The organism is Phaeocystidibacter marisrubri (assembly GCF_008933165.1).
Lineage (GTDB): Bacteria > Bacteroidota > Bacteroidia > Flavobacteriales > Schleiferiaceae > Phaeocystidibacter > Phaeocystidibacter marisrubri.
Map to the genome: position 1 here is coordinate 868,690 of NZ_WBVQ01000002.1, position 12,508 is coordinate 881,197.

The following is a 12,508-nucleotide window of genomic DNA, read 5'->3' on the forward strand; positions in this document are numbered from 1 at the left end:
CGCACGAGGTATCGCTACTCCATTTATCTTTTAAGAAAAGAGCCCCAGGAGTTGAGTCTCAACATAGAGCTCAATTCCCAGGGCACAATTATCCCCGTCTAACTAAATACTTAACAATTAATGCTTTGCATCAAACGCTTCGACAATCTCACTCCAACTCACAATCTTAAAATTCTGTGGAACGTCTATTCCGTCTTTCGTGTTGAATCCGTCTTGTGCAATGAAAATACCTTTTGGAAACTGTGCACCCAGACTTTTTGCAATCACGTCAATGCCATCGGTTTCTTTTACGCCGTCAATGGCATCCCCCGCAACTACTTCAAAGAAGCCTAAGTATGCGTAGGTATGACGATCGTACATAGCAAAACGGTTGTTCCCCTGACTCGATGATATCAAGTAACCACTTCCATCTTCGTTGATGTACAGCGCCAATCCTTCAATGTCGTACTGCAAATCAGGGTTCTCTTCACCAGAATGGTCAATCCGAGTTCTGGGTTTATCACTTCCAATAGTGTACACGTATATTCCGCCATCTTCTTCACCCACGTAAAGAAGGCCGCGTTCTTCATCGGTTACCATTCCTTCAACCTGACCTTCCGCATGGTACTTATGGAGAAGTTGGAAAGTAACCGTCGAGTCGTTCTCTACTAACTGATATTGCTCTACAACGCCCTCTTTTCCATTCACAAATACATGAATGGAATTGTCACTCACTTGCGAATACATACACAAGCCGTACACTTCTTCAAGTGGAGATACAAAGGTAGTATCCGACACCAATTCAAACTGGGTTCCGCTCGGATCAATCACCCAAACATCAAGTCCATTTCTGGTGCGATTGCTAGCTGCTACTACATCCACTAATTGTCCGCGGAAACGGAAACCCCGACGCACATCTACGTTATTCAATCGTCCAGTTGGATATGTCGCTAAGCGCTTCCCTTCCAAGTTGTACACTTCTAATCCCAACTTCTTATTGGTTCCCAAAATCAAGCTCTTTTCAGGTTGAGCTTCATTGTACCAGATGGCAGGATCATCGGCTGCATCATCTCCTTCTACGGAGTTGCTCTCTTCGGTTTCTACCACTGCTTTTACTTGAAACCCATTTGAGGATGGGGTAGTATTCGGGTTACAAGCGGCCATTTGAATGCAAACAGCAGCTATCATTAATTTCTTCAACATTCGTATTAAAATTTAAGTCGAACGCCTACTCGTGCCCAAAACGAGTAAAATTCTTTTTGTCTAACTCTTTGATTTGCTGGAGACCCTAAGTAGTATCTCAAGGGTTGATTGGTGATGTTTCGCACATCGGCGAACACTTGAAAGTGCTCTGTAAATTGGTAGTATGCATTAGCGTCCAGTCGCCATGCCTCACCGTAATACTCATCTAAATCTTTGTCTACCCCAAGCTCATTCAAGAAGGCGTCGTGGTAATTTGCTGACAGTTTGATGTAGAACTTCTCATTGTCGTAAAACAAGGCCAAATTCAAAGTGTGTTTTGCCTGACCTGGAAGGGTGATATGCTCTACTCCTTCGCCTTCAAACAACACGTCGTAATCTCCACCAAAAATGATATTCTCCGAGAAGTCGTTTGCCGATCTACGTTGACGCATTTCTGCATCCGAATCTGTAAACGTATAGTTTGCAAACACCCCCAAATTGCGCATCCAACTGGTGGTCACTTTTCGCGCCATCCATTGGGTTTGAATCTCTGCCCCTCGCACATGAGCCGCAATACCATTCAATGGAATTTTGATGAGATATCGACTGTAATTGGATTGGGTAGGATCCCCTTCATAGCCGAAGAATTGGTTGTTGAAAATAAAGTTGTCGATCTTCTTGTAAAACACGCCTCCCGACACCATATTCTGTCCTTCCCAGTAATGCTCTGCTAGAAGGTCAACATTGGTAGCGGTTGGATATTTCAAGTTCGGATTTCCATATGCCAACTCCTTGCTTTCAACGGTTTCGCGATAGGGAATCACTTCGTTGAAGTTGGGGCGGGCATAGTTATACGTCAGTGCCGCACGCAAGTTGAAGCCCGGACTGAGGGTGTATTTCAATTGCAGGTTGGGCAACCAAAAATCTCGGGTTTGTGTGGCCGAAATGGTATCCAAACCCTCAAAATATCCGGAACTGGTTTTTGTGATGGCATATCCTTCATAGCTGATATCCGTGCGCTCATATCGTACTCCACCCATAATCATCAACTTCTTCCACTGATGCTGTGCCATGGCGTAAAAGGCATAGATATCCTCTGTCGCCAAATAATCTTCACCAAAAGTGAGCTCTCTGGTCTCCGTGATTCCCGAACTTCCGTACACGAAAAGACTTCGATATTCCTCAAAGAATCGACGCATATTCTCCCCATTCGGCATGGCTTCCAACACATATCCCCTGTTCAAAAAGTTGACATCTTGAAAGTCATCAGACACCGTTGCGAGCGTGAGGGGTGGCCCCGGAAGTGGGTACGTATTGGACCGCTCAAAATAGGCCGCATACGATTGAGCGGTAATATCCCTGTTCTTATCCTTGTTTCGAACCAGTCCCCCAAACTTCACGAATCCGCCGTTCTCGGAGTTTCCATAAGGAAGCTTCACATTTAAGCGGTAGTTCAGATTGACATCTTCCGAATAGTAGTCCTCGAGGGTCAGTTGATCAAACTCAAAATTCGCATAATCTGTGGCATTTCCGTTATTGCCGGGAAATGTCGCCACAGGATATTCCGGATCATTCATGTTGAATCGAATGCGAATGGCCTCCCCTACATTGCTGAAAGACACTTCTAAACGATCGGGTTGTTCTTCAATGGCACGAGCATATGAAACTTCGTAATCCACAATAACATCGCTGTACTCATGCTCAGCCCCTAAACTTACAACCGACAATTCCTGTATCCGCTTTCTGTCTCGCAGCTCATGATGGATACTCCCGTACAAGTAATTCCTCTCTGATGTTGCATCATCGAGTCCGTATACTTTCCGGCGACGCTGTTCATCCTCGACATAACGGTTGTACATCCCCGTTAAGATCAACGTGGTGTGCTCATCAACCTGATAATCTAAAGTTGTGCTCAATCCCGCTCTTTGACGAACGACATCATAATGGCGCAACTGAACATCATTGTACTGAATGTGGTAGTTATTTCGCCCCGTATCTCCGAAGAAAACGCCCTTCTCATAATTGAATTCAATGTTATCTGCACCTTGATGCGTATACATGTAATTCGCATTGATGAGGAAACCGAAACGCTCTTTTCTGGCTCCGTAGCTAAACTGCAATTCACCATTGCCAGTCTTGCGCAGATTGTTGAATCCTCCTGCTGCAACAGCATTAATTTGAGGCGTGGTCGTTTCAGCTCTTTTGGTCACGATGTTCACACTTCCCCCAATGGCATCGCCGTTCATGTCTGGCGTGAGCACTTTGGACACTTCAAGGGTTTGAATTTGGCTCGAATTGATGATATCCATACCCACTGTTCGCATTCCCGTTTCTGGAGATGGAAGCTGAATACCATTGACATTAAAGTTGGTAAAACTCGGAGGCGTACCGCGCAATTGCACGTACTTCCCTTCACCTTGATCACGAGAAACCGTGATGCCAGATACCCGTGAAATCGCATCGGCCGCATTCAAATCGGGAAAAGATTGAATTTGCTCCAACTCAACTATGTTCACAATATTAGGAGCTTCTTCTTGTCGCTTTAGGGCTAAAACGGTGCCCTGGGCACGTGCTCGAACTTCTACTGTACCCAGCTCAGCGTGACTTTGCTCCAATGAAAACTGAACTTCAACTACCTGATCTTCAGATTCAACCACAATGGTAAAACGCTGAGAGACATAACCAAAGAACGAAACTTCAAACTCGTAGGTTCCGGGCTGAATACGGCGGACTTCAAACGATCCGTCGGTTGCTGCTACCACATCCCCCAAAGAAGTATGTGTGGAGATCAAAGCTCCGGGCAGCGGTTCACCGTATTCAACATCCATCACCTTGCCTCGAATGATGGCTGCATGAACAGCAGTAACACCAATAAAAAGAAAAACCGCAAGTAGGAATAGGCGAAGTGAATGCAAACTGTTCATCAGAGGATTTTCAGCAGATACCGAAATGCAATGGGCAACTGAACATCACCCATTGCAAGTCTTTGAAAAATGGACGGTAATTGATAATTACTTGAGAATTACGCGCTCGGTGTAAACGCGCTCGCCTTGAGCAACGCGAAGGACGTACACACCATTAGCCACATCGGCTACGTTGAAGTGAATCACGTCTCCACCCATATGGTTGTGCGACTTCACAACTTGACCATTGATGTTGAGCAGTTCAACAGAGGCCGCAGCATCTGAAGGGAGCTCTACATTCAATTTACCTTCGGTCGTTGGGTTCGGGTATACGTTCAATGCATTGAAAACAACTTCTTCGGTTCCCAATGGGCCGTTCACGTACACCAACAACATCGGGCGACGCTCTGGGTGATTCGCACCATCCCCTGGATTTCCTTGTGGATCTTGGTCATCTGGATCAGCAATATTCTCGTAAGATGTAAACTCACGCGCATTCTCTACTGTGCTTGCTCCTTGATCTTCACCCAAAAGAATAAATGCCATGGCGTTGCCAGAAGCCCAACCCGGACGACCTACAATTTCCTCTACAATGCTTCCGATATTCGGAGACTTGTAGGGTTGCCAGATCACCCATTCTTCAGCAACTACCCATGAAACTTGTGCTGTTGTCTGCGGACGATCGGTTAGAAGATAAGTATCGTTGAAGTTGGTTTCATCGAATGTAAGCGCGTCATCGGTGGCTTCACCCACAATGGTGATATTGGCCACATCTGCGGCTGATTTTCCCTCATGTGCGTGAACCACTATAAAGGCAGAATCAATAGAAGCTCCCTGAGGAATCCACAAATCCACAAATCGGAATCCGAGGTGAAGTACATTTTGATCCGCTGGATCTCCTTCCCATCCCAAGTCCAAGTCGTCATCGTAACGACCATCCACTTCATCGTTCTCTTGTTCTACGTCATCCGTAGAAAGATCCAAAGTGACAACGGTTCCGTTATCTAGTGTGTCGGTAATTTGACCGCCCGTTCCTTCAATGTGGCGAATCAAAACACTCTGCTGAGCCATCCCGAAGAGAGAGGCCGTAACCAATGCAGTAGTAAGGAGTAATCTCTGTCTCATTTTGTAACGATTTTAGACGTTTAGATTTTCCGTGGACGAAGAGACTTTCGCTTCGTTCAACAGGGACAAAACTAGAGGCATCACGATCCGAAACTACTGGATGAACCGTTACAAAAAGGCAGTAAACACAAAGGATAACGTTACAATCAGGATACTTTAACGGGGGGTGCACCTTGACGTAATATTCGGATAACACGAGGGTCGTTTCATTGCAAAGCGACCTTTCAAACGCAATAACAATTGTTCGAAAAAAGGAGGTCGGATGAAAAACTCCCACTGAAATGCCACTTTCCCTACCTACACATTTTCAAAAGATTACACCTCTACTGACTTTATTCGTCCTGAGTCTTTCGGTCTATTCACAATCCGATTATAGAGAGGTGGAAAGGGAAGGATTTTCCGAAGCTATGGACAGCCTAATCGTGGAATCCATTGAACAATTGACGGACAGCATCTCCATAACAGACCCCCAAGTAGCACCGTTACAGCAGCTCCGCTTGTACAAGAAGTTAAGCGAGCTCTATTTTGAAAATGAACTCTTCAGCGAAGCACTAAAAATGGTGAATCTCGCTCTAGATTTCCAAAAAGGAGAATTGAAAACTCATCCCATTTTTATCGATTTCTACCTCTTGGCTGGTAAAATTGAACTGATCAGTCGGAATCTAGATGCCGTTATCTCCAATGCCGACAAAGCCATTGAACTATCAATTGCCACGAAACAACCCTCTCTTCATGCGGCAGGGTTAGCACTAAAGGGAGAAGCTTTTGAAAAGACAGGTGATGCGGAAAAGTCGCTTCAACTTCAAAACAAAAGTTTGGCGATCTATTTGGAGCTCAATGACACCCTCGGCATAGCCACCGTTTATAGTCATTTGGGAAGTGTTTATGAAGACCTCAGAGAGGAGGAATCAGCCTTGAAGTACTTCCTTAAATCGTATGAACTCATTGCCCACACTGAAAACGAATTGGTTCCCAACGTTCTCAACAACCTAGGGGATGGATATGGACGTACCAAGCAGTATGCAGAATCCATTGCCCATTATCAGGCGGCCCTCCAAGTGGCCGAACAAACCCACAATTTGCGCGAACTCAATGCGTCTCACGAAGACATTTCTGAGATACTCTACGAAAGTGGAGATTATGAAGGCGCATATAAACACTTGGAACTTGCCTATTTGCTAGAAGGTCAAATCAATGAACTACAGAACAGGCGACAAATCAACGTCCTGAACGCAGTTCACGACACCAAAGAGCGGGATAGCCAGATTAAACTCCTCCAAAAGAAAGACGACCTCAACTCCATTCGTCAACGTACGCTTTTGATCTCCATTGGAGCTCTCATTCTCCTCGTTGTCCTGTATTTCCTATATCTCAAAAAGCAGCAACGCACTCAGATAGAATTGCGGGAATACCGAGAAAAATTGCTGAGCTCAGAGATAGAAAAACAGAAAATTGAAGAGTCAAACTTGCGACTCAACATCCGAAGTAAAACGAAGGCCCTATCGAGCTATAGTCTGCACCTTTCCCAAAAGAACAACCTGCTGTCCGACATTTCTCACACCCTCACAGAACTGATGCGCAAACTGAGTGTTGAAAATCGGCCACACATAAAAACGCTCATCAAGAAAATAGACCACAACATTAAAAGCGACAGTGAATGGGATGATTTCAAAGTCTATTTTGAGCAGATTCATCCTGAATTCATCCAAAACTTAGGAAAAGTGGCTAGTCAACCCCTCACTCCGGCAGACATCCGCATTGCCATGCTCATCCGACTCAATCTTACATCCAAAGAAATCGCTTCCATTCTTCGTGTTTCGCCTGATAGCGTGCGTGTATCTCGCCATCGCCTTCGCAAAAAGCTAGCGATTGATCACGAAAGCAGCTTGGTTGGCTTCTTAGCAGAAATTTGAAAGCCTCACCTCGTTCCCAGAATTCCAGATTACCAATTCCGAGGACTCGTACTTAGTACCCGTACCTCGTACCGCTCTAAACTTTCCACTCTCCCTCTTGTTACTTCCTCTTTGGCCCCTTCAACAATCAACATGAAGTCAACACTATTGGCAGGACTAAGCGTTGCAATTGCGACCCTGCCTTCTTGCAGCTCAACGGAAACCACAACGGCACAAGTTGCTCCGGAAACGGAAAAAACTCAAGCTCAAGCATTGGATGAGCGAAAGGCTAATTTTGCCCAAAGTGCTGATGAACGAACGCAAGAAATCTACAGAGAAGGTTTAACACAAGTCAGTGAAAGTGGTATTTTGGAAAAAGCCTTGAACGTAGGCGATACCGCTCCAAACTTCACCTTACAAAATGCACTAGGTGGAGAAACCAGCTTGGCAGAAAACCTAGAAAATGGCCCTGTAGTCCTAGTTTGGTACAGAGGCGGATGGTGTCCTTATTGCAACATCAACCTACACTATTTACAGGAAGAGCTTCCCAATTTCAAAGCGGAAGGCGCAAGTTTAATCGCCATCTCTCCTGAACTCCCAGATCAATCCATTTCTACTGCAGAAAAACACGAATTGGAGTTCGAAGTACTAAGCGACATCGGAAATCGTGTAGCCAAGCAATACCACGTTGTCTTCAAATTGACTGATGAAGTTGCCGAGATCTACAACAACAAATTTGGGCTAAATGAGCACAATGGCGACACTTCAAACGAACTCCCATTGGCCGCAACCTACATCATCAACACCAATGGCGTTATTGAATACGCCTTCCTGGATATTGATTACCGAAACCGCGCAGAACCTTCTGAAATCACGGAGTTCTTGAGGGGGATGTAGGGGCAAACGTTTTAGGGGTTTCAGGGGTTATCTAGTAGTGTAGTAAGCTAGCAAAGGGGTTCAAGGCAATCGGGACTCTTCGTGCTTGTCTGCCTAGACGGTTCAGGGAATTGGTTAACTAAAGTCTATCCGGTCAAATAGCCTCTCAATACACAGAAAAGTTCAATACCGTCAATTATCTTGAATGGGAACCAACCAGCAAATTCTCCCAAAACCAAGTCAACAGGTATAAACACGCCTCAACTAGAGGTGCACTTCCAAAACTCAAAATCAACTCTAGTAACCTGACCTGAGTTGATCCTCACCGATGAAGTTGGATCAAATACGAATGGTGAGGTGGGAAAAACCATGTACTCTCCTTCCTCTATTGATGCGGACAATATTCCGCCTACGACCCTAACCTTTGTAGATGCTCTGATAATGAAAAGTACTTCATGATATTATCAGATTCTTCATGAAGATAACGAATGACTACCTTAAAGGATGGTACGAAACGAATACTCAATACACCCCGCCAACCTTTCTCGCATTCCACTCTGGACGGCCATCCATCTTTGGAAGAGATTCTGGTGCAGTTCCGTTTTCGGGCAAATCCGTTAGCGCTTCCATAAACTCAATAATGTCCGCCAACTCAGCGTCGTTCAAACTCAAACTATCAAATGGCAGTGTTTGGTTCGGAACTTCAAAGCCCTTGCCGGCACCACCTCCATTGTTATAGAACTCCATCACTTGATCTAGGGAAGTAAATACTCCGTTGTGCATGTATGGCGCCGTTAGTTTGATATTGCGTACCGTTAGCGTTTTAAAGCTATTATTGTAAATCTCTGAGCGCTCTTTCATGATTCCTTCTGAGCGACCCATATCAGGGTCCATTGCTGAATACATCGTATCAACAGGTACTCCCAGCACTTCCGTTTCTATATCTTGGAACAATGGAGGAACCAATCCGGCAAAGGTTGGAGCAAAGTGACAGGTGCCACATGCCGCCTTCCCCATAAACAGATTGTACCCGCGCTTCACACCTTCAGAAACCTCCGCTTCACCGCGTAACCAGCGATCTACAGGCGAATCAAAAGCCGAGAGCGAAACCACAAAAGACGCGATGGCGGTTTCCACATTGCGCTTGTTAATTTGCGCTCCTTCTCCGTAGGCATTCTCAAACAACTCGCGGTACTCTTTACTGTCGCTCAACCGCTCAACAATAGCAGAATAAGTCATGTTGAATTCCTTCGGATTGAAGATCACATGATCAAATTGCGTCTCCAAGCGCTCTGTGCGCAAATCGTAAAAGAAGCGAGGAGAGAGAGCGGCATTGACTAAAGTTGGAGCATTTCGTTCAACCGTCCCATCAAAATGGAGTGAAATACTCTTTGGAAGTCCATCGGTAAACGCCAATTCTGGTCGGTGACAACTCGCACAACTACGCTGCACATTTTGGGATAAGATAGGATCAAAAAACAATTGCTTACCCAATGCAATCTTCTCGGGAGAGTACTCACCTTCTCGCATTTGGGTAAAGAAAAATGGATTGATCAAATCCGCCGAAAAGATGTGCTTGCTTCGGGTATTAACCGATTCAACACCTGCACTCGTTTCATCTGAAAACTCAATGTAGAGGATGCTCTGTGCAGTTAATGTCATCTGAAAAAGCGGCTCAATATAATCCACTGTAAAAGTGGCTCTATCAAAAGAATCGAAATCGGGATTATCCTCTAGAAAAGAAACCGCCCCATTCCATTTCTCTACAAATTCCGATGCAAACGCTGCATCCTTCTTCTCCAACTGATCATCATACAGCAGGATGGCATCTCGAGCAGCGCCGAGAGCTATTGCGCTTTCCGCAATCGCCAAATCAGACCCAGGAGTATCAAAACCGGTCACGCCTTGTGCTAAGGTCCGAATCAACTCAAGTCGAACAGCCTCAAAAATCTTACGATCATCAAAATTGTGATGACGAGCAAAAGTTTTGAGTTGAGCGGTTTGATCGCGCAGAACCTTGGACTTTTCCAATAGAACACTCCATTCCATCTCATCGGTATACACCAACTCTTCCATGCGTTGTAACCCTTCGGGTTCAAGGACTACAATACCAGAAGTTTTAGGCTCCAAATGAGGCAAAGGTGCACCGTTGATAAAGTTGGCGTGCCATTCTGGATCAGCATAAGCCAAAAGGTATTCCACACGTTTAAACGCATTCCTAAGCTCAACAAAATCCGATTGCAATGAAACCGAATCTTTCATTCGAACCACTTCAGTAAACGAAGCGGCTTTACTCGCAAAATCATCAATACCCAATTCGTAGGAAGAAGCAACCCATTCCACTGGATTCTTTTCCATATTCTGAAATGCTGGAGTGATGCTAAGAACACTAGCCACACCCAAATACGCAATCCATTTCCCTTTCATAGTACCTGTTTTTAGTAACGGCACAAGGGGCCCAAATAGGCCCCTTGCTCCGTAGAGTGGTTGGTTTTTAGTAGGTAGTTAATCCTTACTGGATTACAAGGCGTTGAACGTCACCTTCAGCGTTTTTCACAAAGTATACGCCCGGAGTAAGGTGAGTTACATCGATGCGCTCAACATTGCGGAATACGTTCACACGGCGACCGTTTACGTCGTAGATAGCAACATCCGTAGTTTCATTGAAGAAAAGCTCACGAGTTGCTGGGTTTGGATAGATTTGGAAACCGTTACCCTCAAAAGATGGCTGCTCGAATAGACCAATTCCTCCAGTCTCAAATCCGCTGATAGCGAAAGTAAGTGAGTTGTTGAAAGGGAATGGGTTAGAGCTGCTTGGGTGCTGACAATCCACCAACAAAGTATTTCCGTCAATGGCACGTGCACCTGTGATTTCTGCACCTGCAGGAACACCTGTAATGCGCATCAACTTATTAAGTGCAGGGTTCGGATCGCTCATGTCGTACATGTACAATTCACAGAAGCTGTTATTCACTCCATCTGGAACACGACCATAAGAACGACCGTTCAAGTCTTCTTGGATCACCATGTAGCTCGTACCGTTAATGGTCATGAAAGTAAGACCGTCAGGGTTAGAGAGGTGGTTGGTTGGGTACGATTGTGGATCAGCTACTGGAAGGTAAGGACCACCTTCTAGGAAAGAAGTCAACACTTCAGTGGATGGATCATACTGAATCACACGACCGTAGTAATCCCAGTAAGCAGAGCTATCTGGATGAGTGTTTTGCGCAGTAGCACGTGCCATGTGGTGGTTAGCGTGAACCGCACCTGCAGCGTGCTCATCCGCCCAACGACCCGCTGGGTTGTCACGACCAGTTTCAGTGAAGTAAACGATACCCGTAGCTGGATCGATCGCGAACCACTCGATACGGTTGAACATAGTAGCTTCTGCTGCGATGGCTTGAGCTTTAACGCTCAATGCATCACTCATAGAAGAGTTGTTAATTTGGATCCACTTTGAACCTGTGGCGTCTTGCTTGTAAACATAAAGATTACCAGAGGTAAAGTCGCCTGCTGTAGTAGCTACGAACTTAGAGAAGAAGCCTGGAGTGTCATCCTGACCCAAGTAAACCGTTTTGTTGTCTGCTGCAATTGCACCACCTTCAAACGGCTGACGACCCCAGTTGTACTGCTTGCGAATAGCAACCGCATTGATCGGATCAATCTCTGTCATGTAGTTAACGTTATCCACTTTGCGAACCGTTTGACCTTCTGCGAAAGAGATACCGCTACCTGAAATGGTGTAATCTGAAGTATCGCGGATACCAGCACCACCAGCGTAGATTGCAGAGTTAGAGCCTTGCCACCACTCTTCAGCTGTCCAGATACGTCCAGTTGGACCCACAATTCCACCACAGTTCATACCCGTTTCACCAGTGGCAGAAAAATCCACGTTGAAGAAGCGACCTGAACGACCGTCTGTCAACGTTTGAGGAACGATAACGATAGAATCGCCAACACGAGCAATCTTGAAAGAGGTCATACCTCCACCGTCACCAATCTTGTCATTGGCTTCAATCATTTCGTGGTTAACCGTAACCCAACCCAAATCATTGCTGTTTGGATCTTCAGTAAACCCGATGAAGTCATGCCATTGCTTGGCAAGAACAGAATCACCTTGACCCACTTGTACATAGTCGTGTCCACCTACGAACAAAACTTGCATCTTTAGAGGGCTAGTAGGCATTACTACTGTAGGAGGAGCAAAATCCGACACCTGAATAGAAGGGTCAAACTTAATTTGAGCTTGTGCAGCTGCTGAAAGTGCAACACCAGCGATGAGTAAACTTTTTTTCATCTTCTTTGAAATTAGATAGTGAGATGGTTTTCAAAAGTCTCTTCATCAGGTTACCCCTTTCTTAGTGGAGCGCTAACCCTTCGTACATTTTATGTTACCCATGTTGAGCAAAGGTTAAGGATAAATTCCTCCTTAAACAGCGCATTAACACTGCGGTAAAATGCCATTTCGCAGATTCTTTGAAAATGAAGACTTTCCGCTTTACCCCAAGGTTACTATTCACAATTGACTGCGCTTATCTGGATTCCGTTCAA

Annotated in this window: 7 protein-coding genes; 2 read left to right on the top strand and 5 right to left on the bottom strand. The window is 45.3% G+C overall.

Going from position 1 to position 12,508, the window contains the following annotated elements; all coding sequences use genetic code 11:
• Positions 1–117: 117 nt before the first annotated feature.
• From F8C82_RS11305 to F8C82_RS11315, 3 genes are all read right to left on the bottom strand, one after another.
• The gene (locus F8C82_RS11305; RefSeq protein WP_151693695.1) at positions 118–1,182 is read right to left on the bottom strand and encodes a phytase; all 1,065 of its coding nucleotides are present in this window, start codon (positions 1,180–1,182) and stop codon (positions 118–120) included.
• 5 nt (positions 1,183–1,187) lie between these two features.
• Positions 1,188–4,085 carry a TonB-dependent receptor gene (locus F8C82_RS11310; protein ID WP_151693696.1) on the bottom strand — a complete coding sequence of 966 codons (2,898 nt, stop codon included), beginning with the start codon at positions 4,083–4,085 and terminating at the stop codon, positions 1,188–1,190.
• Between the two features lie 87 nt (positions 4,086–4,172).
• Positions 4,173–5,189 (bottom strand): T9SS type A sorting domain-containing protein, encoded by a 1,017-nt coding sequence (locus F8C82_RS11315; RefSeq protein ID WP_151693697.1) that lies wholly within the window; start codon positions 5,187–5,189, stop codon positions 4,173–4,175.
• A 281-nt stretch (positions 5,190–5,470) separates the two neighbouring features.
• Between F8C82_RS11315 and F8C82_RS11320 the strand changes: the two genes are divergently transcribed.
• Together F8C82_RS11320 and F8C82_RS11325 are read left to right on the top strand one after the other, a co-directional pair.
• On the top strand, positions 5,471–7,102 hold the full coding sequence (locus F8C82_RS11320) for a tetratricopeptide repeat protein (protein ID WP_151693698.1): 1,632 nt from the start codon (positions 5,471–5,473) through the stop codon (positions 7,100–7,102).
• 132 nt (positions 7,103–7,234) lie between these two features.
• Positions 7,235–7,978, top strand: coding sequence for a peroxiredoxin-like family protein (locus F8C82_RS11325; RefSeq protein ID WP_151693699.1), 744 nt, complete (start codon positions 7,235–7,237; stop codon positions 7,976–7,978).
• A gap of 501 nt (positions 7,979–8,479) precedes the next feature.
• On the opposite strand, the gene F8C82_RS11330 is transcribed toward F8C82_RS11325, so the two are convergent.
• Together F8C82_RS11330 and F8C82_RS11335 are read right to left on the bottom strand one after the other, a co-directional pair.
• The gene (locus tag F8C82_RS11330; protein ID WP_151693700.1) at positions 8,480–10,384 is read right to left on the bottom strand and encodes a cytochrome-c peroxidase; all 1,905 of its coding nucleotides are present in this window, start codon (positions 10,382–10,384) and stop codon (positions 8,480–8,482) included.
• A gap of 85 nt (positions 10,385–10,469) precedes the next feature.
• Positions 10,470–12,254, bottom strand: a complete 1,785-nt coding sequence (locus F8C82_RS11335; protein ID WP_151693701.1) for an alkaline phosphatase PhoX — start codon at positions 12,252–12,254, stop codon at positions 10,470–10,472.
• Between the last annotated feature and the right edge of the window lie 254 nt (positions 12,255–12,508).

Excerpts from the sequence above, each read along its gene's own strand:
- F8C82_RS11305 (WP_151693695.1), bottom strand. The coding sequence starts at position 1,182 with ATGTTGAAGAAATTAATGATAGCTGCTGTTTGCATTCAAATGGCCGCT.
- F8C82_RS11310 (WP_151693696.1), bottom strand. The coding sequence starts at position 4,085 with ATGAACAGTTTGCATTCACTTCGCCTATTCCTACTTGCGGTTTTTCTT.
- F8C82_RS11315 (WP_151693697.1), bottom strand. The coding sequence starts at position 5,189 with ATGAGACAGAGATTACTCCTTACTACTGCATTGGTTACGGCCTCTCTC.
- F8C82_RS11320 (WP_151693698.1), top strand. The coding sequence starts at position 5,471 with ATGCCACTTTCCCTACCTACACATTTTCAAAAGATTACACCTCTACTG.
- F8C82_RS11325 (WP_151693699.1), top strand. The coding sequence starts at position 7,235 with ATGAAGTCAACACTATTGGCAGGACTAAGCGTTGCAATTGCGACCCTG.
- F8C82_RS11330 (WP_151693700.1), bottom strand. The coding sequence starts at position 10,384 with ATGAAAGGGAAATGGATTGCGTATTTGGGTGTGGCTAGTGTTCTTAGC.
- F8C82_RS11335 (WP_151693701.1), bottom strand. The coding sequence starts at position 12,254 with ATGAAAAAAAGTTTACTCATCGCTGGTGTTGCACTTTCAGCAGCTGCA.